Genomic DNA, 25,214 nt, shown 5'->3' with positions numbered 1-25,214 from the left:
CAGCAGCTTGCGCACAGCGCGGTGGCCGGCGCGGTGACAATGCTGTCCCGGCGTCGGGGTGCGGAGTTGCCCGCTGCTCGCTGGGAACGGGGGCCCTTTGGCAACTCGGCCCGTTCCGTGGGGTACACGTGCACAATCGCCGCGCCGGACGGCGGGCCGGCCGTGAAGGCTTCCGTCATGCTCGCCCTGCCCACCACGATGGAGTCCACCGTGGTCGCTTGCGCGGACGTCCTGATCGAGAATCCGGAGGCGTGGGCCGCGCTCCTCGGTCCCGGCTGGGACACGCAGCTTGGCCTCGACGAGGTCCAGGCCGTGCTGCTCGCCTTGTGGGAGACGGCCGCCGAACTGCTGCCCGATGCCATCGGCGACCCGGCCTGGCTGTCGTGGGCCGCACCGCCCACCACCGAACTGCGGATGACGTGCGAACAGCCCGCCGACAACGGCGTCCTGCCGGACCTGGACACGCACGTCGACCTGACGCCGCTCGGCCCCACCAACGGCGGCTCCAGGTCGCGGATGGCCGTCACCATCACCACGGCGCCCGCCATGGTCCGCGCAGAGCGCCAGCGCCTGCTGCGGGAGGCGCTGGTGTACATGGCTCGCCAGTTCGGCTACGTCGACGTCGAGGTGGACCTCCTGTAGGCCGGACTGTGCGCACCGGCATTGCGCCAGAGAGGAGAGCGTGGAACCTGGCCTCTTGCGGACTGCTTGGCGGTGGGGCCTCTCCGTCGTCGCGGCAAGGCAGCCAACAGGGAGCGCCGAGCTTCGAAGTCGATATGGACGGTGCCGGTCAGGTCGACCGTGTCGGGGCCTCTTCGGCGGTGCTGGCTACACGAAGGCCCGGAGGAACCTGCCATGGCCCACCGCAGTGAACGCAGAAGCGCCAGCGTTGGACTGACCTGCGGTGACACGCCCCCGCAGGAGTCCCGGCACGTGCCACCACTCAGCTTCCCCAGTGCAGAGCCGCCTAACTGATCACAAAGGGACCACAGGACCCCCGGCCGGCCGGTCGCCCGTAACGCCCCCGACGACGCTGCAGATCGGTCTGAGCGGCTCCGATGGGCGCAGGGCTGGCAGGGCCGGGACCTAGGATGGGCCGGTGGCCTGGACACTGCCCCCCGGGGGCGTTGACCTCTTCGACGTTGAACGGCTTCTGCTCACCGAAGCTGCGGAGCCGCCGCTGTCGCCCCAGGACGCCGCGGCCCGCGACCGGGTGTGGGACAGGGCGGTCAAGGCCAACCCCGCTCTTTTTGACGGGCCTGTGGTGGCGTGCGGGGAGCTGGAGCGGGCTGGCCCAGGCGTCCTGCGCCTTTCGTGGGTGCGTGTGACCTACCGGCACTACGCCCTGCGTCGCGTTTCCGGCGCTACCGCACTGCCCTCGCTGTTCGTGAACGTGGTTCAGCCGACAGACGATGGCCGCGTGCTGGTGGTGAGGATGTCGCCCTCGACGGCCGCGCCGGGCCGCTGGCAGCTACCAGGTGGTTCTGTGGAGCCTCCCCAGGACGGGGCAGTGCTGGACGAGGCGGCACTGGCCGGCCAGGCCGCACGCGAGTTGGGCGAGGAGCTGGGAGTCGCCGCGGCCGCGGAGGATCTTGAGCTGTGGGTTGTCACTCGAGGTGAGAACGGCAGTGTCGGATTGACCTATCTGGCCCCGGCCCTTCCTGAGGTGACGCTGCGCGCTCACTTCAGCGCTGCTGCGACAGCTGAGCGCAGTCAGGGCCGCGACAGCGAACTCGACGCCATCGTGCTGTTGGGCTCGCCGGACGAACTGGCCGGTCTGGACGGCCCGCACGCGGATTATCTGGCGCCGATCGTCCGCCGCTTCTTCGAACAGCGCTGAGTCATGCGCCGGCGAGGAAATCCCGTCCTCGTTCGTCGAGCTCGACCACGCACCGCAGGCCCCGGGCCCTGAACCTCCTGAGGTCGCTGCGCATGCGGGCAACCGCCTTGCGGGTGCGGGCGGAGCGGACACCGCCCATGTGATCGATGGCCTTGAGCCACGTGAGGCACGCCTGCTCGATGCTGCCGCGCTTGAGGTGCATCTCCGCCTCCGCGACCAGATCCAGGGCGACGATCCGCGCGTAGGTGTCTGCCGGGCGCGCGGTGGCGGCCAGCGCGTATTGCTCGGCGGCGGAGCGGTGGTCCCCCACGGTCTCGTGGACCTTGGCGGTGCGCGAGTACACCGACGCGGCTGGCGGGCCCCAGGACAGGGCCCAGAACGGCATCTCGTCGCCGGGGGCACCAGTCAGCAGGGTGCGGGCGTGGTCAGCCTCGGCGAGTGCCGCGCGGTGCTTTCCGCTCTTGGCCAGGGTGTGGGCGTAAACGACGCGGAAGAGGGCTTCGGTCTGCGCGTCCACCCGGCCTTTGGCTCTGTTCAGGCCGGTCTCGGCCAGGCCCAGGCAGTGTTCGGGGCGGTGGAGTTTGAGGCCTTGCATGGCCATCGTGCGCATCACGAATCCGTCGTGCCCGCGCAGGCCGGATTCGGTGGCCAGGGCGTAGGACTGGAGGTAGTAGCGCTGGGCGAGACCTTGTTGGCCTGCGTCGTAGCTTTTCCAGCCCAGCAGGTGCACGCCGCGGCTGGCGGCGGAAAGCATCTGCCGGCGGACGTCGTCGCTGCGGAAACGGGCCCGGCACAGCAGGGCGACGTCGTCGCGGAGGTAGGTGACCAGGGCGCTACGGCCGTGGTGGCCGCCGTGGCGTTCGTCCATCTCGGAGAAGGCGTGGATCATGTCGCGGACGGCGGCGACTTCGGTCATGCCGACGGTGTGGCCGGTGCGGGCAGCCGCGGTGCGTGCGGCGATGTCCTGGACGTGGCTGAGAGGCAGGGCGGCGGCGGCCACGGAGTAGGCGGAGGCCGACAGGAAGCGGCGGCGGTCCAACTCGTACCTCCACATCGGCAGCAGGGCATCCAGCGGGTCGTTCCCGAGGGACAGTCCGATGGTGTCACTGTCTGCCTCTGCCGGGCAGGGCAGGCCGAGGTCGGCGAGGGTCAGCAGGCGGCCCAGGCGCCGGGAGAGGGCGACTGCGAGGTAGCGGGGCGTGTCGCCGCGGGGGACGGATCCGCTGAGCCAGTGCTCGACGTTGGACTTGTTCGTGCGTAAGCGGTCGCCGCATTCGGCGGCGACGGCGCGGACTGTCTTGGCCAGCGCCTCGTAGGTCAGCCCGGATTCAGCAACGAGGGCGCTGAGCTGGGTGTTCGGTGTCCGTGGGGTCATGAGCACCTGCCCCGATATACCCGATATACCGCTTGGTCTGCTCCTCACCGTACCGCTGTGTGCGGACCGTCGGTTGACTGTTCATCAGGCCCGAGATCGGTGGCCGAAGTGCCGCCGTGGATCTGCTCCCGCGCCCACGCCCGTGCACCGCATGTGATGCCCCATGCCTGGAGGAGGGATCGTTTTGGATGAGCAGGACGACCGTTGGATCGACGCCGCAGCGTCGGCTCTGCTGGCGGCGGAGCGGGAACGGATTTCGATCGAAGCTCTGACCGTTCAGCGGCCGGATCTGTCGCTGGCGATGGACTACCGAGTGCAGGCGGCGGCGGTGGCCCGGCAGGTCGCGGGCGGCGCCCGCGTCGTCGGCCACAAGGCCGGAGTGACCTCTCGGGCCATGCAGGAGCAGATGGGCGTCGACGAGCCGGACTCGGGCGTCCTGCTGGACCACATGGTGCTGCCCACCGGCAGCACCGTGGCCCGGTGCGCGCTGATGCAGCCGCGGGTCGAAGCCGAGATCGCCTTCCGGCTCGGCTGCGACCTGACGGGCGAGAACGTGGGCTTCGAGGAGGCGCGGGCGGCGGTGAAGGAGGTGTTCCTCGCCCTGGAGGTGATCGACACCCGGTTCGCCGGCTGGCGCCTCACGATCGCGGACAGCATCGCCGACAACGCGTCCTGCGCCCGGGTCGTCACCGGGCCCATGGTGCCGTTCAGCGCGGACATGGACCTGGCCGCCGAGCAGTTGGTCGTCAACGTCGACGGCATCGCCGTCGCCACCGGGGAAGGCCGAGCCGTCCTCGGCCACCCGCTCCACGCTCTGGCCTGGCTCGCCGGGCGGCTGCACCGCTGTGGCGACAGGCTGCGTGCCGGACAGCTGGTCCTGGCCGGGGCCGTGCACGCCAGCCTCCCGCTGGATTCTCGGAGCACGGTCCGCGCCCAGTCGCCCCGTCTGCCGCCGGTCGAGCTGCACCTGCGTTAGCCCCATGCACGGCGTTCCGCCGTCTCCGCACCTTTCAACCAGCCCTCTTCTTGCACGAAGGAGCGTCCGATGGCCGCTGATGCACAGCGTCTGCGCGTCGCCGTACTCGGCGCGGGCCTGATCGGTCTCGACCTCGCCGACAAGATCCGCCGGTCGTCGACGCTGGAACTGGCCCTGGTGGCAGGCCGTGACCGGGACAGCCTGGGCCTGCACCGGGCGGCCGGCATGGGCCATCCGACCACCGCCGGCGGCATCCGCGCCGTGGTGGAAGCAGGCCCCTTCGATGTGGTCTTCGACGCCAGCAACGCCGACAACCACGCCGAACACTGGGCGGCGCTGCAGCCGACCGGTACCACTCTGATCGACCTGACCCCCACGGACCTCGGCACGGTCATCGTCCCGGGCGTCACCAACCACCGGCCGGCAGACCACCGGCACCTGAACCTCGTCAGCTGCGGCGGGCAGGCGGCCATCCCGCTCCTGCACGCCATCTCCCAGCGCTGCTCCCCCACCTACATCGAGGTGGTCTCCACCGGGGCGAGCGCGAGCGCCGGCCGGGCCACCCGCCTGAACCTCGACCAGTACATCACCACCACCGCGGCCGCGATCCGGGCCTTCACCGGCGCCCAGGACGCAAAGGTGATGGTCAACCTCAGCCCCGCCCGGCCCGCGCCGCCATTCCGGGTGGCCATGACCGTCCTCGCGGACAGCATCCGCCCCGCCCCGGTCCGCACGAGCATCGCGGCCGCCGCCCACGCCGTGCGCGCCTACACGCCCGGATTCAAGGTGACCTCGCTCGTCGTCGACCCGGGCCGGATTTCGGTCGCGGTGGAGGTGACCGCCTGCGGCGGCCGCCTGCCCCGCCACGCCGAAAGCGTCGACATCATCAACGCCGCCGCCGTCCTGCTCGCCGAACAGACGGCCGCCGCCTCCCGATGAAGGGGAACACGCCCATGACCGCACCCCCGCACCCGCGGCCCCGGATCCTGCTGCACGACCCGACCCTGCGCGACGGCCACCACGCCGTCGGCCACCAGCTCGACGCCGACCAGCTCCGCGCCTACGCCACCGTCGCGAACGCCGCCGAAGTGCCGGTGGTGGAGGTCGGCCACGGCAACGGTCTGGGAGCCTCCAGCCTCCAGATCGGCCGTGCCCGGCTGGATGACGCCACGATGCTCACCACCGTCCGCGAGTCCCCCCAGCCGGGGGCCATGAAGACGCCCATCCGCGACGAGGTGATCATTTCACCTGGGAACAGGCGTCCCTACAGCCCTTAGGCTGCATGCATGATCGTCCGCTGCACGCACATCATCAGCCCGGTGACCGGCGAGGTCGAGAACGATCACCCCGGCATCCGTATCGGCACGGAGTACCCCGTGCTGGAGGTACTCACGAAGCCGGACCAAGTGCTGCTCCGCATCCCCGATCGGCTCGGCACCACGGAGTATCGGGACACCCCGAGCCTGTGGGACGCCGCAATGTTCACGGTGGTCAGCGATCGGATGCCGAGATGCTGGGTGGCTGAGCTGGAGGAAGGCCGGCTGACCTTGGCGCCGCGCGCATGGCAGCGCCCCGGCTTCTGGGAGGACTACTTCGACGACATGCCTGCTGCTGTCGAGGAGTACGACCGGCTGAAGGCTGAGATCCTCGCCGACTCCTGATCACCGGACGCTGACCAGGTGACGGGCGCTTCGTGTATCCCGAGCAGGAGGAACCCGAACACGACGAGCCTGTGGCCATCCCACAGTTACGGGACAACCCTTAGCAGCTCTTTGTGCAGCACCTTCGCGGTGTGCGCGCCCTCCGCTGCCGGTCAGTCACGGTATGGCTTCTCTGTAATGCGCTGCCAGATGCTGACCCCGCCCCAGTGACCGTACTGTCGGTGCAGCTCGGTGGGGATGAGGATCATGCGACCCAGGTCGGGGTGGTGATGCCAGGTCCATCCCTTGGGGGTCTCGCGGAGACCGGCCAGCCTGTTCGCCGCAGCGAAGTCTGCAGCGCGACTGCCTCGTAGGAGACCGATGTTCACGTCGCAACGGGCGTCGTAGATGTACTCCTCGAATCCTTCGAACGGAGCGTCCGGCAGCAGTGCCCGTTCCCTGTTGTAGCGTTTCTCGAAGTACAGATAATCCGAGACCTCGGCAGAGGTCGCGGGCCTACGCAAGTTCTGTTCCAGAACGGCCTGGGCACGGCCGGCGCCTGCCCCGGGGCCGCCGCCCCGGGTCTCCATCGGGGTCAGCCGTTCCGGTGGAGCCTGGACGAATCGCGGTCCCTCTGCGGCCATGGTCAGCGCCGGGATCAGCTCACCTGAAGGTTGCCCGGGCGGTGACACCCTGCTCTTCAGGAACTCACCCGCGGCACGTGCCCTAGCCTGGATCTTCGGCGTGATCGCTTTGGTCGGCTTGTGTAGCAAGACCGCCACGAGGATGTCGATGCTGATCGCCACCGCCGCCTTGGCGAAATACTGTCCGGCTAGGTCGAGCGCGACCTCGTCCTGCGCGCTGACCGCCGTGCTGACGAAGCCGTTGATGTCCCCGACGATCTGATACACCTCGGGACCGACCATGACGGCGGACAACGCGATCAGAACGACGCCAGCCGCGCCCGCCGTGCTCGCCTCCAGGACGGCGAAGAGGATTGTCGTACCGACCATCATGGCCAGTGCCTGCGGAGTCAGCAGCTCCGCGACCTTGCCCTTGATCTCGTCACCGCCGTACTTCTCCGATCGGCGGATCGCCTCGGCCAACTTGTCCATCGCGGACATGTCCGCGACATTCATCCCTGCAGCGGTAACCGTCTTGGGCCACGGCGGCTCAACCAGTGGGAAGCGTGCCCGCCACGTGGCGTCGAGCGCGCGCCGGATACGCTCGCCCTCATACCGGTCCGCCATCTTGTTGCTGACGATCAGCAACCGCAGCTGCTTTTCCGTCAGGCCGCGCAGCGCACTGTTCAGTTCTGTGTCGGTGACGAAGTCCAGGACGCGGAAGGCACTGTCGGCCGCAGTGAGAGCGAAGAACTCGCCGTACTCAGCCATCGCCAGGTGCCGCTGGATGAGCGCGATCCACCCGCCGGTCGGCGGTGGCACCTTGCGGCGGATCGCGTCGAACTGGTCCGAGTGCTGGCGGACGCCGGAGCGGGTCACCGCGTCCAGCAGCGGCGTCAACAGCTCTCCCGTGCTGCCGGTCTGTCGGATGCCGACGGCGCGGATGCCAGCTTCGAGCCGGGCCAGGGCGTACGGACCGAGCCAGGCGGCCGCACCCAGATTACTCAGCAGGTAACTGGCGCCGGCGAAGCCGAGCTTCTCGATGTCGTCGAGCATGCCGTCCATCGAGCGGCCGTTGAGGTACTCCAGTGCCTTCCTGAACTTCCCGGCCGCGACCTGTGCGCTGAGCGGTTCTTCCTGCCGACCGGATTGCAGCGCCTTCTGCACGTCCTCCTGGGCAATGCTTGAAGCTGTGCGAATGCCGGCGACTGTACTGGTGCCTCCCGATGGCCCGACGCTCCTCGCCTGCACGGCAAGCTGCCCGAGCGCGGTGCGCCCGGCCGGGTCCTCTGGGGTGGCCGCGGTGCCGGATGCCTCACGGGCGGAGGCGTCCGGCACCGGCCGGGTGCGTGCCGGAGGCGCTGCGGAGTCGGTTCGGCGTTCGGCGTCGGAGTCGGCGCTCACGCGCTCATCCGACGGGGACGACGGAAGGGGAAGCATCCGGGAGGGACGACGTAGTGGAGGATCAACAATGCCTGTCGCTCGCTGTTAGCGAGCGGAACGTGCTCGACGCGGCCGCCGAGCGACAGCGGTCGCGGAACGGTCTGGCCACTGACACGGGAAGCGAACTCTATTGCCACCGCGGTGAGTTCACGTGCTGCCTCCGGATCGGAGTCCGCCCAGTGCGGGTCGATCCACAGCGCTGGCGTGAAGGCCGCAACGAAGCGCTTCTGGACGGCGTCGTCGGTGCGGCGCAGGGTCGTATCAAAGGATTCCTGGTCGAGGCTCCCGTCGGTGGTCCGGACCGCACCGATCCTTGTGGTCATGCTGTCGACCGCATCGAGATTCCGGTTGCGGATGGCTTCCTCGAATTTTCGATTCGGGACGCCCTTGCTGTCCAGTCCGGCTACCTGAAGGACGCTTTGCCTTGCCGGCACGGGCGGATATGCGATGAGGAAGACACTGCCGTCGGAGTCCAGTTCGAGTAGGTCAACTGGCGCAGTCGCGACCTGGGCGATGTCGGCCTCCTGCTCCAGGACCGCAGCGGGCGTGAGTGCCGCTGCGATCGCGGCGGCTCGGCCCTTGCCTGCCGACGGGGGTGCGGCGGTGCCGAACCCAACGTGGTAAATCGCCTTGGGGGCCCCAGTGCTGGCGTAGCTTCCGCGTAGCTCGCCCGGGGCGGTCCGCAGATGCGGTGTGCCGGCGTCGAACAGAGCGACCCGCACGCGTTTCCAGGGGAGTTCGTCGGCGTTGCCTCGGTGCAGGTCCATTGCCCACTCAGCGGCCTGGCCGCGGCTGACTGCGGCGGCCACCCAGACAACCACGCTACCGGTTTCCGACGCCGCGGCCGGAGGCGGCGGATAGACGCAGCGACGCCGGAAGGCCACCCAGTCCCAAAGCGAAGTGAGGATCGTTGTGCCGTCCTGGGTGCCGGATGCTCCGAACAGGCTTGCGCGGGCCCGGTGGTAGAACTCGGGCTCTGCGGTCCGGGCGCCGCGGAGCAGGCCCAACGACATTTCGGCCAGCTGTCTTAGCGGGTTGTCCAGGTCGAGGACGCGCGGGTTGGGGGTGAACTGAGCGGTAAGAACATCGTCAGGAGCTGCCCACAGCACGGACCCGTCATTCCTGAGCTCCAGCGTAATCGGCTTGTCGCGAGGCCCGAAGCGGATCTCGAAGAGCCGTCCGTCGGGCTGCTCGCTAAGCGTCGCGGTGACGGTGAACTGTACGGATCGTGCGGGGCCAGGCCGGTCGCCACGACCGACACCGAGCTGGCCCGTAAACCGGTACCTTCGGGTGGTGGCTCCGGTATCGGGTGCGGATCCGGAGACTTCGACCCGCCCGAACAGCTCGAACAGGGCGGCCGCCGGGCCCCTTCCCTCCTCACCATTCGGTGGGACCTGGTAGGGGGCGTAGAGGTCGAGTTGCGCGGTTGCGAGCGCGGTCTCTGCAGGTTGCAGCCGCCAGAGGTCGTGGTCGCAGGAGATCACTCCTCGGACGGCAATCGGTCTGCCCTCCTCCTCGTCGAAGTCGGCGGAGAAGACCTGCGGTTGCCCGCCAGCCTGGGCAGCGAACCGTCCAGCGTCGTCGGAGAGGCGGCGGAGGTGGTCCATTCCCAGTCTTCTTAGGGTGTGGGGAGGGACGGTAACGCCTGTGGGGTGCTGGACCGAGACGGCCTCGGCCAGGGTGTCGACGAAGTCCACGCCGTCCGAGTTGGTGGAGACTGTACATAAACCGGCCGTAGCCAGCGTGAACCCCGGAGCGTGCCGGGTCGGGAACCGCGCGACGCCGTCGTATTGGACCGATCGTCTGCCGCCTCGGGTGAGCAGCATCCGGGCTACGTATCCGCGGCTGGCCACCGGCCGTACAGCCGCCAGTTGGCCGTCGGGCACCAGGATGTCGACGTCCGGCCGCGCCGACGGGTCGTCGATGCCGGCGAGCAGAGAGATTCGGTCCCGGTGTTGGACCTCTTCGACCTCGTGCGGCACCTGGTCGGTCGGGACGGGCACGAAGCGCAGATCGACCCCGGGACCCAATAGCGAGCTGACCTGCTGGATGAGGTCGCCAGCCGGATCGACCGGCAGATAGCCCGCGGGCGGCAGCTCGACCATCCCTGCGTCGATCAGAATTCGCCCAGCGGGCGAATTCGGCAGCCCGGCGGCCGACAGTCCGGCGAGCTGGCACTGAAACTGCGCGATCTGGGCTGCGAAGACGCTGCGCGAGCGCATCGACAACTGGCTGTCGCTGTAAGCGCGCGCCGGGGTTTCCATCAACTCCCGCCGTACGGTCCAGACGTCAGCGAACTCTGTGGTGCGCCCGGACCGCCCCAGGACCGCCAGAGGCACCTCGCTCCCGGCCGGGCCGACTGCGCCCCGGCACCAGGTCTCCGAGGCAAGGAAGGCGGCGGACATCGGCGGGCCCGCAGCGGCCCGCTCGTCGGCGAAGTAGGCCGCGGCGACGCGCGACCGCAGGTGCTTCTGCTCCAGCAGCAACGCGGCGGAGGCCGGAAGCGGACGGGTCAGGGTGAGCGGCCGCAGCCGCAGCACAATTCCGTCGATCCGGTACGGGCGCGCGGTGCTCGTCACGCAGGCCTGCTCGCAGGGCGCTCCGTACACCTCGGCGTTGCCGCACAGCCCTTCGGCCCACGCGATGGTGAGCAGGTAGAGGGCGGTGCCCCCGACCGTATTGGCCGCCGCGGCCGACGCGTTAGTTTCGCATGGGGCGAACGCGGCTACGGCGGGCGGGGCGGGCGCTGGACTCGGGGTCACGCCTTGGGTGGCATCGAGCAGGGCGTCGACCGTCGCCGTCACGGGGTCGGGGAGCAGCAGCATCCGGCCGCCGGGGTCGACCGCCAGTCCTGAGGAGACGGTCACGCTCTCGCCGGAGAGCGCGACATCGAGCCCGTGGGCCACACCTGGGCCGCCGGTACGGCCGAGCGCGAACAGCAGTTCACGTTCGGCTTTCTGTTCCCGGGTGAGGTCGGTTCCGTGCAGCAAACGGCCGTCGAAAAAATTGAGGCGCGTGAGCGGGCTCGGGACGGGGATCACCACATAGCCGTCCACGTGGTGGGCTAGCACGACCGGGCCCGGAACACCGGGCAGCAGGTCCGTCATGGTCAGGCACCTCCGTGGGAGATCGTGCCGGCGGAGGCCAGCTCAAGCAGAGTCGCGGTGTCTACGTGGGACGTTCGGGTGGCTACGTCGACCTTGCCCTCGGCGGTGGTGGTGCCCTTCACGGTGACCAGGCGGAGGTCGTGCAGATCGCCCAGGACGACGTCGGCGTCGCCGCTGCCTGGCAGCAGGCCGGAACCGTCCCCGTCGTCCAGGCCTGCGGGGCGGCGGTCCACGCTGTCCAGCGCGGCGCAGTGGCGCACCGCGTCCAGCCACATACCGGGCCGGTCGGTCTCGGGTGCGGACGTGACCTTGGCCCGGAGCGGGTCCACCTCCTGACTGATCGCCTTGTCCTTCGAGGCAACGCCGGTGCCCGGCAGACCGAAGAGTCGGCGAAGCCGCAGGTAGCGGCCAGCCCTGGTGGACCGGCCGGGGACCAGGAAGAGTTCGGCTGTCTCCCGCAGCCGGGAGTACGCGGTCTCAGCACCTGCACCATCGCACGGGGAGGTCAAGGCGGGCACCGGCCGGGCCAGACAGGCGCGGAACCGGGCCACGACATGGGCGTCGACGAGGCCGTCGAGAATCTCACGGTTCTCCGCCTTTTCCTTCTGCTCGTCTAGCCACTTGGCGAGGTCGAGACAGCTGAGCACCGGCAGATAAAGTTCGCGGCCGAGTTCGTCCAGGGCCAGTCCAGGAGTGACTCGCACCTCGCGGCTCGGGCCATCGACGCTGATCCCGAATCCCCAGACGACGCCTCCGCCGTGCAGCCAAGCGTTGTGCAGGCGCATCTTCGCCCAGGAGTGACCGACCACTGCTTCCAGGTCGGAGACACCGAGCAGCATCCCGAAGTGGGCAGCGAGGGAAGTGAACGGGTCGGAGGCCGGGAGAGTGGCGCTGCGCTCGTCGTGCATCGGCTCACGCCTCCCCGCGCACGAGTGCAGCTCGGCGGGCTGCGGCGACCGCCCGCCAGGCATCGGCATCCCCGGCCCGGGCGGTGACTTCAGCGGTCAGCCGGTCAGATACGGCAGCGGTCTTCGCTGCGGCCCGCAGTGCGGTGACGAGTCTGTCGCGAGTCCTCGAGACCGCCTTGAGCAGATGGTCCACGTGTGTGTCTCCCAGCTCACGCAACGTGGCGTCGGCAGCGAGGAAGGCAAAAACCTGATTCATCACCACATCCGGGATCGCCGCCTCCCAGGTATCGAGCGCGTTCTGGACTTCGGCGAGCTCCCCCTGCGCTGTCTTCAGCCCCTGCTGGGCGGCGACTACCGCCGCATGCTTGTCGGCCACATCCTGTGAGGACTCGTGGTCGACAGCGGGCTCCATGGGGATCCTGGCCAGCACTGCGTCGTCAAGGTCGGCCTCAGCCTTCCGCAGCTTTTCGTAGGCGTCCCACACTGCCTTCTCTTTGGCCACCGCGGCTTTGGCGCCCTTCTCACCATCGCGCAGACTGTCCATCCGATCCTGCTCGACCTGCGTCGGGTCTTCACCGTCCATGACGGTGGCCAGCCCGCGCATCGCCCGGTCGAACCGGACGGGTGCCCCCTCTGCGACGGCCCGCAGTGCCGTGACAGCGGTGCTGTAGGCCTGTCGGGTGCTCCGCAGGACACCGGAAGGATCTCCTCGATCAGCCAGCGAGCGCCATCGGGCCTGACGGGCCCGGTCCAACCGACCGGCGACCGCAGCATCGCGGTGGTCGGCTTCGGCTGCGCGGATGATGAGCTGCTCGACGAGTTCACGACCGAGCAGAGTGACAAGCCGTTGACGTGCATCGATGTAGGGGGATGCTGTCAAAGCCTGCCTCGCACTGCTGAGCGCGTCCGTCACCGGCTGCGACCGGGCTGCACTCGTCCAGGCATCGATGCGGTCCGCGTCCTCGTGTGCCTTGTCCTTCGCGGCTGCGGCGGTGGCCAGTGTCTGTCGGGCGGCGTCCACTGCTGCGGCAAACGCGGCACGCTTGCGCTCCTCGGCACCGAGGGCGTCAGCGGCTCGAGCCGCCTCAGCGACCGCATATTGACGCTCAATTAGCGTGGCCTCCAGCTCCCCGGCCAATCCGGCGGCGTCGGCCGGCAGCAACGCGAGGGCGAGCTCACGGCGAATTCCGGCTTCTTTGGTCTCCAGAGCAGCGAGGGCCTTCTTGGCCTTCAGATCAGCGAGGGCGGTTGTCACGGTCTTGGCGTCTTTATCAGGCAGAGCGAGCTCGATGTCGCTAGCGGCCAACTGATCCGTCCTACCCTTGAGGGCGTCTGTCGCCTGCGTGAAGTCGTCGTCGGCGAGCTGAGTAAGGGGTGTCGTCACGGACACGGCGACTCCTTGACTGTGTGAATGTTGACTCGGTGAGGTGCTGGTTCGGTAGCACCGGATAGATCACCCGGGTACGCCCGGCCGGCTTTGGCGTACTCCCGGCGGATCGCGACGGCGAGATGCTCCGGGCCAATGGCAGTGTTCGCATCCGCGGCGAGGTATGCCGCGGCCACTGCGGCATTGCGGATCAGGGCTCCGGACAGTGGGTAGAGCGCGGCAAGCTGGTCGGCATCGACGCGGGAGTCGAGCGGCGCTCCGGACGGAATATGACGGCGCCACAGGGCTCCGCGCTCGTCCTCGTTCGGGAGGTCGAACGGCACGATGAACTCCAGGCGGCGGGCGAATGCCTGGTCGATGTTCTGGCGCAGATTGGTGGTGAGCACGGCCAAGCCGTCGAAGCACGCGAGGCGGGAGAGCAGATAGGCGGTCTCCAGGTTGGCGTAGCGGTCGCGGGCGTCACTGACCTCCGTACGGCGCCCGAATAGCGCATCCGCTTCGTCGAAGAGGAGAACGGCGTCTCCACGTTCCGCGGCGTCGAACGCCTCCCCCAGGTTCTTCTCCGTCTCCCCGATCCACTTCGAGACGATCTGGGACAGGTCGACGATGAGGAGATCGCGACCCATCTCGCCTGCGAGCACCTCGGCGGCAAGTGTCTTGCCGGTGCCGGGCGGGCCGCAGAAGAGCAGCCGGACGCCGCGCCGTCCCGGCCGTCCGTGCAGGAATCCCCATTGGTCCAACACCACATGCTGCTGGCGGACCTGGGTGACGGCCTCATGCAATTGGGCTACACGGTCGGGCGGAAGGACGAGCCCGTCCCAGCCAGCGGTGGGGCGCAGCCGTACGACGCCGTGCGGGGTGCGGTCGGCATCCCGGGCGCCGAGCGCGGAGCGCAGGTCGGCTGGCCCGAGAGGTTCACCGCGGACCTGAGCAGCGTCGGTGGCGTTCCGGGCCAACTCCTGTGCGGCCGCCGACCCAAGTGTATACGGCACCGTGTCGGCAGCGTCGGACAGTTCGGGGGTGAGCCTGCGCCACAGCTCGCGGTGCGCGGCGCGCGTGGACGGCGGCACGTCCACGGTCAGCAGCGTCCGTCGTGTGGAGCCAAGGACGGCGCCGGGTGGAGGCGCGAGTACAGCCGGGGCCGGGACGTCGTCGAGCGCGGCTGCGCCGTCTGGCAGTTCATGCGCGACGAGGACCGGTGTGACCCCGTGTGCCAGTGCCGCCAGGGCGACTGCGCGGGCGGCGGGACGGTCCAGTACGGGGACGTCGAGGACGGCCGGGTCGCGGCCGGTGGCGGTGAGCAGAGCGGCCATGCGCAGCGCAGCGTCAGCTGGGTCTTTGGAGCGGAGGCTCGCGGTGGCCGGGATGCCGCGGCCCACGGCACGGAGCACTGCGGCTACTGCTGGGTCCTCGGCGCGCAGCGCGGGCGGGGCGACCCCGATCAGGGCCGGGTCGGTCCGGCGGGCGTCGGCGGGCCACAGTGGTGCGCCGTGCAGGGCGTCCCACAGTCCCTCGGCGAGCCCGAGAGTGCGGTCCCAGAACGGGCTGTCACCCTGCGGGTACACCGCACCGGAGGCGGCCAGCGGGCCGCCCTGTAGCAGCCTTCGCAGCCAGATCCGGGCGGCGACTGGGTCCGCTGGCGCGCCGGGGAGCGCGCCCGACTCTGCGAGGGCTGCCGCGAGCCCGGTCGTTGCCGCCGGTACCCGGGCCGGGTGCAGGTCGCGCAGCACACTGGACAGGCCCTCGTGCTCGTTCGCGAGCCCGGCGAGGAGCAACACGTCGATCTCGGCGGGGGTGAGGCCCAACCCGCGTGCCAATCTCTCGATGGGTTGGTCCTGCGCATCCTCTTCCACGTCGGCGTCCAGCCAGGCCTCCCTGCCCACCTGCGTCCCGGCCGGCTGTTCATGCTGGGCGGCTTCCGGCATGGCACGGGTGGCGAGGGCGGTGAGAAAGCCGTATGCATCGTGGTTGGCGCCCAGTGTTTCGCCGATCCGACCGGCGAGTTCCATGGCCCGGCGGTGCAGCCGTGACGCAGTGGCCGGCCGGCGTCTAAAGACACTGAAAGGTGGGGGAAGCGTGGCATCGGGCATAAAGGGATCAGGCATAGCGGAACCTCACGATGCAGCCGAGAGCTGGCAGCCAACCGGGGTCGAGATCGAGGCCGGCCGCGCGCAGGTCGACCGAGACGTCGTCGAGGTCGAGGCGTACCTCGAGCCAGCCCGGGGATGCGGTGATCTCGCCGCGCCGGTGAAGCAGATGGGCGATGAGCGTGGTCTGCGGGAGCCGGGCCGGAGGCCGGCCGGCCAGCCGGTGGCGCAGCTCGCGAACTGTTCGGTCGACCAGGCGCGCTGATTCGCGCCGGACGGCGCCATGGTCGGCATCGCCGAGCGGGTCTGGAGGCTCTGCCGACGGCGAAAGGCCACAAAAGGCAAGCAACGCCGGGTCTGCTGGCTCCGGGGCGCGTAGCTTCGGGGCCGAACGGCGCAGCAGTTCAGCGCCGAGGACATACATCGCCCCGCGGGTGCCTAGCCCTCCTAGTTCGAACAGGGGCGCACAGCTCGGCGGAGCGCCGTTGCGGCACATAAAGGGTGCGACCAGGTGGAGGTAGAAGAGCAGTCCGGCGTTCGCGGTGGCCCCCGATACCGCCATAGTTGAGTACGTCCGCGCCGCACTGCCGGTGGCGTGAACCGGCAGGGACCCTGCCTCGCGCGGGGGTGCCGTTGGGATATCCGCGGTCGCTCCGGCTGGAGGCTCGGCCCTCGGGTCGGGCTCCGGCACAGCCTGCTCCCGCGCGGCAGGCTCGCGCAGGGCGAGGCCCAGCACGGCAGCACCGTCGGAGGCCACCCGACCTGGATCCGTATCGACGAGCGCGAGTGCGGTCAGCGCGGCGCGGACGCGGGCGCCGTGGGCAGCGGAGGCTGCGGTGCCGAGCGGCGAGCCCAACAGGAGCGCTGTGACGTAACCGAGGCCCCCCGGCAGCGCTGCTCCAGGCGGTGGCGGGGTCGGGCGGTCCACCAACCGTTCCCCTGCGGCTGCGTCCGGATCCGCCGCACCTCTCGGGACATCTCGCGCGCCTGCCGCGTGGACCTCCTCTGGTGCTCCGCCCAGTGCCTGCCAGGCCGCTGCGGCGAGCCGCTCCAGGCGTTCCGGCCCGAGCAGCGCGACCACCTGCGGCAGCACTCCTCGCCTGCCCACGGCGGCGAGTACTGGTGCGACCGCCGTCACCTCCGCGGCCAGTGCGGCGGTTACGGCGTCCGCGACGGTGCCGGTGGCACCGTTCTCTGCCGTTGTGGCGGTCGGCCACAGCCCCAGTCGGCGCCACGCCCAGACCATCGAGGTGTCTCCGGCACAGGCACGCACGGTGAGATCCAGCAGAGCGGCGGGCCGGTTGGGATAGCGCACCACGGAGGGTCCGCCCGTCACCAGCTGCTCGGCGACAGCCGAGACGACCTGCCGCGCCCACGCACTCGCGGTCTCCCCCGTGCGGCCTGCGTGGACGTGCATGGGTGGCACCCGTACCGATGCGATCGCCACCTGTTCGTCCGCGGCCACCAACCCGGCCATCGCCTCGTCGAGGACGTCTTCGAGCAGCGCGTCGAGCAGCGCCGTCGCGTCCTCGCGCAGCTCCGGCGCGGGGAGCCGCCAGCGCACCGCGAATCGGTCGATCGCCGCGTCGGTCATGGTTTCACCCTCGCGTCCGCGCCAATCCGTCCTTCACCGACGGGCAGCCCGGTGCTCGGCCGGCCGAGCACCGCGTCCCGACCGAGCGCGCCACCGACGGACAGCTGCTGGAAACCGCTGCCCCTGCCGACCACCGAGGTGAGTCCGAGATGCCACCCAGCGCCGACCCGGGCACCGCTGTCGGCCGAGCACACCTCGACCAGAGTGTGGGCAGGGCGGTGCAGGTCGAGCAGGTGCCGGACTGTGGCGAGTTGCTTGTCGGACAGCGCACCCGGGACGACCACCGCGAACCGGTGGGCGTAGTCGGCGAACGCGCCGCCCGCTGCGGCGGACCCCCGGCTCTGGTCCGCGCCTAGGTTGCGAAAGCGGAATCGTTCGACCAGGACGGGCGCCACTCCGAGGTAGATCTCCAGCATGCGGCTCAGCCCCGTGGATGTTCCCCGGGACCGAAATAGGTCCACGGCCTCGGCGAGCATGGTCCGGCGTGTTCGCTCGGGCCATCGCCCGTCCAGGGTGAGCCCGATCAGGGAGGCGAGCCAGGGCAGCAACTCCGGTGGCGCGCCCGCCGGGTCGAGCAAGAACTGCCGTTCTGCAGCCAGGGCGTCGAGGTCGGCGAGCGGGCCGCTCACGAGAGCGAGGAAGCGGTCCAGGAACGCTGCCGCGCGCGGCTCGGCGGAGAAGATGCCCGGGAGTTGGTCGAGCAGACGGTGACCGGAACGCTCGACCCGCAGTGCCTGGATCCGCGGGGCCGCCTGGGGCGTTCCGGTGAGGAGGAGCCGCAACCACAGGTAGCGTCCGGGCGGGGCGTTCACCGGAGCCTCGTAGGTGACGAACGGGTCGGAGGCGTCCCGCCGGGACCAGGGCACCTCCCGGGGGCCACGCCGGTACAGCGCGCTGAACTCTGCTGGCCCGCCGTCCGTCTCGTTGCCGCTGTCTCGGCCGAAGAGCCGTTCCGCGTCGTCGGCCGGCGCCAGCGGCGGGCCGGGCGGCAGGCCCAGGAGGGGGGTGTGCATGTTGGACGGCGGCCTGTGCGGGAGCTGCGGCACTCCGTCCTCCGTGGGAAGGTCGTCGGCGGTGAGGAACCCCACCGCCAGCGACGTTCCCGGCGGCAGGCAGGCATCCACGAACAGCCGGCCCCATCGCTGCCGGTACACTCCGCTGTCCAGCGCGAAGGTGTCGACCCAGCCCTTGGTCCCGAACCGGACTCGCGCCTCGAACGCCGTCCGCACGCCCTTGCCGCCCCAATAGCCGATCCGGCCGTCAGGGGTGCGCACCAGTCCCCGTCCGTCGTACGTGGGGGCCCGCAGTGGCCGCTCCTCGGCGACTCTGCCGTCGCGGAAGGTGAACCGGCGCAGGTCGGCTTGCGGGGGGCCGGCCACGACCACGGCGGCCGTGCCGTCCAGCTCCAGGTCTGTCGCCCCGGGAATCGGTCCGATCACCCGTTCCGTACGGTCGTCGGCGACCGGCACGGCCCAGCCGCTGCCCTGTGGATCCCGCCAGAGCAGCCACACTTCGCCGCTTGTCCCGACGGCTACCCGGGACGGCACCGCCCCAGTGGGCAGCGCGGCCCGTGGGCCGTCCGGCACGAGGAGCGGGCGGGGCGGGCGCAGCGGTCCCAGCTGCCAGAGTGGGGCGTCCGGTTCGGCGCAGGCCACCAGGGCAGCGTTGCGGTAAGCCGCCAGGTCGACCGGGGTGCCGGGCGGCCGGAGGTGGCGCACCAGGCGATGCTCGGCCAGATCGAGGACGAGCACGCAACCGTCGGTAGCGTCCAGCAAGGTCAGCCGGCCGTCCGGGTCTGCCAGGAGCGCCACTGCCCGCACCTGCCGCACGGGGGTGCCTGGTGCTGGAGCGAAATGGCCGGACGGTGGGCCGGATAGGGGCGTGGGCACCAGCAGGTCTTCGGTGAGGTCCTCATCGCCTCGCCCGTTGCCGGACCGCGCGGCAGTGAGCTGGCTGCCCGGCCGCCACGGCACCCGGACGATCCGCCCCTCCTCCGGCACCGCGTGGTAGGCGGTGCAGTCGGGGCCGACTGCCAGCCCGGCCGGTGCGGTGCCGCTGCCCGCGCCTGGTTCGGCTGCCGGGATCTGCCACTCCAGTGTTACGGCGTCGTCGTCGGACGTCAGAGCGGTGCCGGAGTGCGCGCACCGGAGCCACTGGGCGGCTACCGCGATGGCGGCGGTCCTGCCGGTGTCCATCAGCACTCCTCGCTCGGGATCGGTACCGGTACGGGGGTGCCGGACGTGGGAGGTGGCGAGGGCTGCTCCCCGACTGGTGGCGGTGCGTCGCCGGCGACGACGGCGATCGCGGCCAGTTCGACGGCCTCCCACGTCTGGAGCACGACCGTGCCGGGAGTCCATGTGCCGTCGTCGATCTGCTGCGCCACGTCCAGGCCGGTCAGGTACTCGACCCCTTCGACTTGCAGGGCCGCTGCCTCCAGCTCCGGGCCGTGCACGCGGCGACCCAGTGGCCAGCCGCTGCCCTCCGGCCCGTACGGCGGTAGCGGCGATAGGTACTGACGGAGGACCAGATCGACCCAGTGACGTACCGCGTCTGCGCTGTAGCCGGGCTTGACCGAGATCCCGACGGAGACGGCGACCTTCCGATAGGCCGGTGGCACCACGTAGAGCTCTGTGGTGACCAGCCTGCGGGCGTCCAGGTGGGCGCAGACCCGGCGCAGCAGCCCGCGCTGGGGGGTTGGGGCGTCCGGGTGGACCGGATCCTGGCGGGGCCAGACCACGACGGTCACTACGCCTGCGGCCCCCAGTGTCTTCGTCGGGGGGTGGAAGAGCGGCACGCATTCCGCGCGGCCCACTTCTCCGCCGGGAGTGAGCGCGGCGAGCTCGGCGAAGTCCGAGGCGGTCACGGCCCGGTCGTGCCGCCGGAACTCGCCGGGGATCCGATCCATGGCCATCTCGAGGGTTTCGGCCGCGGTGCCGCCCTCGGTGGCCAGCGGGTTGGTCACCGTGACCGGCTCCCCGCCGGGCAGCCGGGTGAGGGACTTGGCGGCGGCGTTGCCCTGCTCGCCGCCTCCGTAGCGGTAGCGCAGTACCCGGATCCGTTCGCCGATCTGCGGAGCGCGTCCGCGGACGGTGTCGCCGAACCCGGCCTCTCCGGCGTCCGCGTCCAGCGTCCAGTGCCGGTCCTCGGGGCCGCTGGCGGCGAATGACTCGACGCGCCGCCATGGCCGCCAAATGCCGTTCTCCTCGACCTCGACGACCGCCGGGGGCGCCTCGGGCTGTACGGGCCGGTGGGCGAAGGCGTAGCGCTGGTTGGGCATGCCGGTGCCGGTGCCGAGGTACTCCGGCTGGGCGGTGACTGCCTGGACTACCTCGGCCGCGTTGGCGCCGACCCAGCGTAGCTGCGGGATTTCGGGGGCGCTGGCGAGCGGAAAGGCTCGCAGCCAGAACAGCACAGCCTCTTCGCCGTCCAGCGCGGGCGGGTACGCACCGACGCCCGCGGCGTCCGGGGCGTCGGGGACCGGTACCCCTAGTCTGGTGAGCTTTTTGGGCAGGCGCAGCCGTGCCACCCCGTCGCGGCGCAGGCCCCTGGTGGAGTCTGCGAAGAGCTCGAGCGTCTCGTAGCGGGGCTCACCGCCGTCTTCCCGGTCGATCGTGGAGATCTGCCACTCCACCTGCGGCACCGGGCCGTCGAGCTGTCCTCCGGCGCCGGGGCACGGCTCGACGGTGAACATGTCCGGCAGCTGCGGGGCCAGTGCCACCCCGAGGTTGAGCTCGGCTCCAGCGAGTGCGGAATCGGCGTGCTTGAGTGCCTCGACGTCCTTGGCGTCGTTGGCGAGCACAGCAAGCCACAGGACGCCGTCGACCGCTTTCGGCACGTCCAGCGGCATGGCTCCCGGCGCGGTCGGGTCGTCGGCGAGCACTGCGGCGCGGTAGAAGACGGGGGCCTCGTCGTTGCCGAGGCCATGGGCGTCGAGCGCTGCCTCGGCGGCGGCCACCAGATCGGGATGTCTGGGCGCTGCGGCGGCAATCTTCGCCGCCGCCCGTACGTGCACTGGAAGGGCCGTGACGTCCTGTTCGGTCTCGAACTGCACATCGCCGGTGGCGATGACCGTTGCGGCGGGTAGTTCGACGGCGTCGGGGGTCCGGTCGGGCCGCCGCCGCCTCGGGGTGAAGGCGACCAGCCCGCGCGCGGGCTGGGCTGGCAGCAGTGGCACCCGGAGCAATCTCAGCAGCCAGGCTCGGGTGGCGTCGGGGATCTGGTTGAAACGGTAGAGCAGCTTCTCGCCGAGGAACGCCACGAGTTCCAGTAGCGTGATGCCGGGGTCGCTGGGGTTGCGGTCGGTCCACTCGGGTGTGTAGACCGCGATCCGTTCCAGCAGTTCGGTGCGCAGGTCGTCGTAGGAGCGGTCGTCGAGTGCGGGCGGCGGGAACGGCATGGTCAGGCCCCCGCCGTCCGGGCCGTGCCGACGGGCACAGCGATCCGCAGGCCGCCGGGGCTGCCGTCGCGCACGTGGGTGTACGCCACGGTGATGAGGGCCAGTGCCGGATCCTCTCCGGGGCTGACGTCCACGGCGAGCCGGGTGATCCGCGGTTCCCAGGTTGACAGCGACTCCTCCACTGCGCGGGCGATCGCCGCCCGAGTGCCCGGGGTGTTCGGCGCTGTCAGGAATTGGCGCAGCCCGCAGCCGAAGTCCGGGCGCATGAGCCGCTCGCCGGGCTCGGTGACGAGGATGATCCGGACTGACTGGCGGACCAGGGCGGCACCGCTCGCCAGGTCCATCGTTCCGCGTTGGGGCGTTGGCTCGACGGGGAACGTCCAGCCGCGGCTCAGTCGGTCGCCGTAGAGGCCGGTCACGCTGTGAACACCTCCTTGCGCTCCACTCGGGGTTCGTAGCGCAGGTCGTCGTCGGGTGCGGAGAATGCGTGGGCGCCGCGGGCCACGGAGCGTGCGATACGGAACCGGTCGGCCGTCGGTTGGTTCTTGAGCCGGTCGCCGAAATCGTCCATGTCCTTTGGCTTGAGGCCAGCGTCTGTGGTCGATGTCGCGATGGCGCCGGCGAACGCGTCGAACGCCGCGTTGACTTTGGCCCCGAAGTTGGCTTCGAACGCCGCGTCGGCTTCGAAGTCCGGTGGTTTCGCGGCGAGTTCCGCCTCCAGACCGGCATCGACGGCGATGCTCGGCGGGATGCAGATCTTGAGGGCGAGCAGGAACCACAACCCGAGTGCAAGGACCACGATCGGCAGGAACAGGCGCAGCACGAACGTCGCGATGATCGTGATCAAGGGGATCGAGAACGAGCAGATCTGGTAGCCGCCTCCGATCACCTTGTCGAAACGCATGTCGGGCGGGGTGCCCACCCTGATCCCGCCGATACCGGCGCCGAGTTTGGCGGCGGTCTGCAGATCCGCCTTGTTCGGCATCCTGATCGTCACCGGGCGGTGAGCGGTGCCGCGTGGGTCGAGGGGGCCGGCCAGGCGGAACGGCTCGCTCGGCTCGCTCCAGGTCAGCGGTCCGTGGCAGTCGCGCTCTCCGGGCTTGCGCGGGCAGGCGGGGTTGTGCCGGCGTACGTAGCATCGGATTTCGTAGACCGACGCGTCGTCGAACCGTGGCGCGCGGTCCGCCGACGGTTCGCCGGAGGGGGCTGCTCCGGCAGCGGGGAGCAGTTCGAGGTCGAGTGTGCTGGTTGGGACGATGCCGAAGTAGAGCGTCCGTCCTGCGGCGTCGTGCTCCGTGTCCGCTGGGTCCGGTACCAGCGGATAGAGGGGGAACGTCGCCTCGGTGACGTCCTCCGGCAGCTCACTCACCTGCTCCCAGCGTCCCAGTCCCGGCAGCGGCCGCAGGTCTGCGCCGGGACGCTCCGGCAGGGGCACGAGCTGTCCGTCGGCGCCGACGGACAGCGGCCGCCAGCCGTCCAGCGCTCGATCCACGCCGACGGCCTCGGCCCACTGGTGGAGGGCGGCCCGGAGGGTATCGACCTTCCGGGCGGCGGTGGCTTGTTGTTCCAGCAGGCCGTCACACCGGGAAAGGCCCGTGCTGCCTGCCCGGAGGGCCTGGGCCAGCCGCTTGTCCACCGCGTCCAGCCGGGCGCGTGCCAGTGCGAGGTCACGCAGCATCTTCCGTGCCTCGCCGGTCGCGGTCGCCGGCACCGAGGCTCGGCGGCGCCGAACCACGAAGCCTGCCTCGCACACCTCGTCACGGCGCGGGCTGGGCAGGCCGGGCCGGTCGCAGTGCAGTTCGACGGCTACCAGATAGTGGCGGTGATGGGTGGCAAGGTACAGCTTGCGCAACTGCGTGCCGGCAACGGGGACGAACCGCGCTGGCCCGGCCGACGGAAGCGGCCCGCGGTCGGCTGTCTCGTCGAAGACGAGCCGGCGCTGCGGATGGGCCAGGAACTCGTCGACCAGGCCGGGCATGGCGTACTTCTGCAGCGCGGGCCCGGTCTGCGCGGGCGGGACGCCCTGGCGGGGCCAGTGCCACCAGGGCGCGGTGAGTAGCCAGTCGTGCGGGGCTTGAACGTGGGTGGTCATCGGCGGCTCACCACACGTTCCCGGCACCGGGGGTGTACGAGGGGGACACAACCGCCGTGGTCTGCAGCGTCGTGCAGGTGACGGTCCCGTCGAAGGTAGCGGTCGCGGCGTGCACGTTCACCGCCGGGGCGGTGATGTCCACCGGTGCGTTCGAGGTGATCCGGACCTGGCCGGTCGCGGTGAGCGTCACCCCGAAGCCGTCGCCATGGGTCAGCCGCACCTCCCGGGAGCCGCCGTCCAGCACCAGCGTGTGGCCGGACTCCGTCTTCACGGTGAGTTTGGGTGCGCCCTCGGTGTCGTCGAACTCAAGCACGCTGCCGGCCCGCGATTTCAGCATCCGTTTGTTGTTGGGCCGGGTGGCCTCGACCGGGGCCGTTTCCTTGCCGTTCCAACAGGAACCGATGATGTACGCGCGGTTGGCGTCGCCCGCTTCGAAGCCGATCACCACCTGGGTACCGACCGCCGGATAGGCGACGAAGCCCTGGTCGTCCTCCGCGTACGGGGCGAGCAGCGTCGCCCGGACCCGCAGTTCGTCGCCTGCCGTGCCGAGTGACGGCAACCGCACCTCCACCCGGCCGAGCCGGTCGGGGTCCACGATGTCGGTCACCAGTCCCGGGTACAGCCCGTACAACCCCTCGCTCACCGGCTTTCCCCCGCGTTGATGGTCGCCCGCTCGGCCTCGAAGTGGCTGCGCAGTCCGCCGGCGCCGCGCTGGAAGGTGTGCCGCACCCGGGTCGTGTAATAGCCGTCGCCGTCGAACGGGCTGCCGACACCGGTGAGCGTGAGCCGGCTGCCCACGGTCAGCTCGGGAGTGCCCCGGCTGGTTCCGACCGCGGTGACGAAGCGGCGGGCGCGCTCTCGCATCCGGGCTGATGCCCAGGCCCGGCCCTCCGCCTCGGTCAGCGGCACCATCCGGGCGCACTGGTCCACCCGCTGTCCGACGGCCTTCAGCAGGACATCCGGGCCATGCCGGCCGCTGGGGATCTCGGCGGTGACGACCGCCCCGTCGGCCCCGGCGTCGATCTGCTCCCGGCTGCGCGCGTCGTAGCCGGAGACCCTCACCGCGCTGCGCTGGTGGGCCAGGTCGGCGCGCACCGCGACGGTCAGCAGGTCCTGGCCCTGGGCCAGTCGCAGCTCCGGTCCCGGGCGCCGGTCCCGGGTCGCGAAGTGCAGGGTCCGGCCCGTCGCCCACACCTCAGCGCCGAGCAGCTGCGCACGGGTCCTGAGGAATGCCAGGTCGGACTCGTTGACCTGCTGCACCAGCGGATATGTCGGTCCTGTCGCATCGGCGTCGGCGGACAGTCCGTGGTCGGCGGCGATCCGCTGCGTCAGGTCGGCGTCGCTCACCTGACGGTAGGTCCGTGAACGCCGGGTCATCCGCAGGGCCATCAGGGCGTCCTCGGCGAACACCGTGACATGCGGGGTGTCGCCCTCGTCGAAGGTGACCTCCAGCGCCGAGACGGTCCCGGCGAAGACCACCCGTTCGTTGCCAGGCGGGCCCAGCGAGAGGGACAGCTCGCTGCCGAACGACAGGGTCCGGCCGTCGAGATACTCCACCACGTCGTCGTTCGGCCGCTGCCGGGGGGCGACGGCGAGGAAGTGCGCGGTGAGCGTGCGCAGTCCCGCGGTGCTCTCCTCGACGCTCAGGGCCAGGCAGTCGCGGGCGAGGTCCGGCACCCGCTGTCCAGCGACCGTGAAGACCGGGTCGGAGGCGACAAACTGGTCAGACACGGCGGGCCTGCCCGG

At 70.5% G+C, this 25,214-nt stretch carries 18 protein-coding genes and 1 pseudogene; 6 read left to right on the top strand and 13 right to left on the bottom strand.

Annotated features, from left to right (window positions below):
- Nucleotides 1-162: 162 nt before the first annotated feature.
- Both CCN29_RS07520 and CCN29_RS07515 read left to right on the top strand, forming a co-directional pair.
- Entirely contained in the window at nt 163-642 is a 480-nt protein-coding gene (locus tag CCN29_RS07520) for a hypothetical protein (protein WP_442538268.1), read from the top strand.
- A gap of 457 nt (nt 643-1,099) precedes the next feature.
- Nucleotides 1,100-1,840 (top strand): NUDIX hydrolase, encoded by a 741-nt coding sequence (locus tag CCN29_RS07515; protein WP_442538267.1) that lies wholly within the window; start codon nt 1,100-1,102, stop codon nt 1,838-1,840.
- Between the two features lies 1 nt (nt 1,841).
- Here CCN29_RS07515 and CCN29_RS07510 read toward each other — a convergent pair whose 3' ends face one another.
- Nucleotides 1,842-3,215, bottom strand: coding sequence for an NsdA family TPR-like regulatory protein (locus tag CCN29_RS07510; RefSeq protein ID WP_086680667.1), 1,374 nt, complete (start codon nt 3,213-3,215; stop codon nt 1,842-1,844).
- Between the two features lie 184 nt (nt 3,216-3,399).
- Between CCN29_RS07510 and CCN29_RS07505 the strand changes: the two genes are divergently transcribed.
- The 4 genes and pseudogenes from CCN29_RS07505 (at nt 3,400) to CCN29_RS07490 (ending at nt 5,852) form a co-directional block, all read left to right on the top strand.
- The gene (locus CCN29_RS07505; protein ID WP_442538266.1) at nt 3,400-4,191 is read left to right on the top strand and encodes a 2-keto-4-pentenoate hydratase; all 792 of its coding nucleotides are present in this window, start codon (nt 3,400-3,402) and stop codon (nt 4,189-4,191) included.
- Between the two features lie 69 nt (nt 4,192-4,260).
- Nucleotides 4,261-5,130 (top strand): acetaldehyde dehydrogenase (acetylating), encoded by an 870-nt coding sequence (locus tag CCN29_RS07500; protein ID WP_086680659.1) that lies wholly within the window; start codon nt 4,261-4,263, stop codon nt 5,128-5,130.
- A 14-nt stretch (nt 5,131-5,144) separates the two neighbouring features.
- A pseudogene (locus CCN29_RS07495) lies at nt 5,145-5,387 on the top strand (4-hydroxy-2-oxovalerate aldolase); the annotation flags it as partial.
- A gap of 90 nt (nt 5,388-5,477) precedes the next feature.
- Entirely contained in the window at nt 5,478-5,852 is a 375-nt protein-coding gene (locus CCN29_RS07490) for a hypothetical protein (RefSeq protein WP_086680657.1), read from the top strand.
- A gap of 152 nt (nt 5,853-6,004) precedes the next feature.
- Here the strand turns inward: CCN29_RS07490 and CCN29_RS07485 are convergent, their stop codons facing one another.
- The 12 genes from CCN29_RS07485 to CCN29_RS07430 all read right to left on the bottom strand — a co-directional run bounded on the left by CCN29_RS07485 (nt 6,005) and on the right by CCN29_RS07430 (nt 25,199).
- A complete protein-coding gene (locus CCN29_RS07485; RefSeq protein WP_364204482.1) occupies nt 6,005-7,858 on the bottom strand; it encodes an HNH endonuclease signature motif containing protein in 1,854 nt (617 codons plus the stop codon).
- On the bottom strand, nt 7,855-11,004 hold the full coding sequence (locus CCN29_RS07480; protein WP_086680654.1) for a hypothetical protein: 3,150 nt from the start codon (nt 11,002-11,004) through the stop codon (nt 7,855-7,857). The genes CCN29_RS07485 and CCN29_RS07480 overlap by 4 nt, the downstream gene beginning before the upstream one ends.
- A gap of 2 nt (nt 11,005-11,006) precedes the next feature.
- Nucleotides 11,007-11,912: a hypothetical protein gene (locus tag CCN29_RS07475; RefSeq protein WP_143661293.1), complete on the bottom strand. Its 906-nt coding sequence runs from the start codon at nt 11,910-11,912 to the stop codon at nt 11,007-11,009.
- Between the two features lie 4 nt (nt 11,913-11,916).
- Nucleotides 11,917-13,302, bottom strand: coding sequence for a hypothetical protein (locus tag CCN29_RS07470; protein WP_086680650.1), 1,386 nt, complete (start codon nt 13,300-13,302; stop codon nt 11,917-11,919).
- A complete protein-coding gene (locus CCN29_RS07465) occupies nt 13,293-15,308 on the bottom strand; it encodes an ATP-binding protein (RefSeq protein ID WP_107481677.1) in 2,016 nt (671 codons plus the stop codon). The genes CCN29_RS07470 and CCN29_RS07465 overlap by 10 nt, the downstream gene beginning before the upstream one ends.
- A gap of 88 nt (nt 15,309-15,396) precedes the next feature.
- Nucleotides 15,397-16,980, bottom strand: coding sequence for a hypothetical protein (locus tag CCN29_RS07460; protein WP_086680646.1), 1,584 nt, complete (start codon nt 16,978-16,980; stop codon nt 15,397-15,399).
- Nucleotides 16,977-19,175: a phage tail protein gene (locus tag CCN29_RS07455; RefSeq protein ID WP_086680644.1), complete on the bottom strand. Its 2,199-nt coding sequence runs from the start codon at nt 19,173-19,175 to the stop codon at nt 16,977-16,979. Before CCN29_RS07455 ends, CCN29_RS07460 begins: the two co-directional genes overlap by 4 nt.
- Nucleotides 19,175-21,376, bottom strand: a complete 2,202-nt coding sequence (locus tag CCN29_RS07450; RefSeq protein WP_086680642.1) for a putative baseplate assembly protein — start codon at nt 21,374-21,376, stop codon at nt 19,175-19,177. The genes CCN29_RS07455 and CCN29_RS07450 overlap by 1 nt, the downstream gene beginning before the upstream one ends.
- A gap of 2 nt (nt 21,377-21,378) precedes the next feature.
- Nucleotides 21,379-21,795: a GPW/gp25 family protein gene (locus tag CCN29_RS07445; protein WP_364204492.1), complete on the bottom strand. Its 417-nt coding sequence runs from the start codon at nt 21,793-21,795 to the stop codon at nt 21,379-21,381.
- Nucleotides 21,792-23,468 (bottom strand): hypothetical protein, encoded by a 1,677-nt coding sequence (locus tag CCN29_RS07440; protein WP_086680640.1) that lies wholly within the window; start codon nt 23,466-23,468, stop codon nt 21,792-21,794. Before CCN29_RS07440 ends, CCN29_RS07445 begins: the two co-directional genes overlap by 4 nt.
- A 7-nt stretch (nt 23,469-23,475) precedes the next feature.
- Nucleotides 23,476-24,111, bottom strand: coding sequence for a phage baseplate assembly protein V (locus CCN29_RS07435; protein WP_086680639.1), 636 nt, complete (start codon nt 24,109-24,111; stop codon nt 23,476-23,478).
- Nucleotides 24,108-25,199, bottom strand: coding sequence for a phage late control D family protein (locus CCN29_RS07430; protein ID WP_086680638.1), 1,092 nt, complete (start codon nt 25,197-25,199; stop codon nt 24,108-24,110). Before CCN29_RS07430 ends, CCN29_RS07435 begins: the two co-directional genes overlap by 4 nt.
- Nucleotides 25,200-25,214: the final 15 nt, after the last annotated feature.

The organism is Streptomyces pseudogriseolus (assembly GCA_002154585.1).
Taxonomy (GTDB): Bacteria; Actinomycetota; Actinomycetes; order Streptomycetales; family Streptomycetaceae; genus Streptomyces; species Streptomyces pseudogriseolus.
Note: the sequence above shows the minus strand (reverse complement) of the source record. Positions and strands in the feature narration are given on the sequence as shown.

Bases quoted from the DNA above. Each gene is read 5' to 3' on its own strand.
- CCN29_RS07510 (WP_086680667.1), bottom strand. From the start codon at position 3,215: ATGACCCCACGGACACCGAACACCCAGCTCAGCGCCCTCGTTGCTGAA.
- CCN29_RS07500 (WP_086680659.1), top strand. From the start codon at position 4,261: ATGGCCGCTGATGCACAGCGTCTGCGCGTCGCCGTACTCGGCGCGGGC.
- CCN29_RS07490 (WP_086680657.1), top strand. From the start codon at position 5,478: ATGATCGTCCGCTGCACGCACATCATCAGCCCGGTGACCGGCGAGGTC.
- CCN29_RS07480 (WP_086680654.1), bottom strand. From the start codon at position 11,004: ATGACGGACCTGCTGCCCGGTGTTCCGGGCCCGGTCGTGCTAGCCCAC.
- CCN29_RS07475 (WP_143661293.1), bottom strand. From the start codon at position 11,912: ATGCACGACGAGCGCAGCGCCACTCTCCCGGCCTCCGACCCGTTCACT.
- CCN29_RS07465 (WP_107481677.1), bottom strand. From the start codon at position 15,308: ATGGAACTCGCCGGTCGGATCGGCGAAACACTGGGCGCCAACCACGAT.
- CCN29_RS07460 (WP_086680646.1), bottom strand. From the start codon at position 16,980: ATGACCGACGCGGCGATCGACCGATTCGCGGTGCGCTGGCGGCTCCCC.
- CCN29_RS07455 (WP_086680644.1), bottom strand. From the start codon at position 19,175: ATGGACACCGGCAGGACCGCCGCCATCGCGGTAGCCGCCCAGTGGCTC.
- CCN29_RS07450 (WP_086680642.1), bottom strand. From the start codon at position 21,376: ATGCCGTTCCCGCCGCCCGCACTCGACGACCGCTCCTACGACGACCTG.
- CCN29_RS07440 (WP_086680640.1), bottom strand. From the start codon at position 23,468: ATGACCACCCACGTTCAAGCCCCGCACGACTGGCTACTCACCGCGCCC.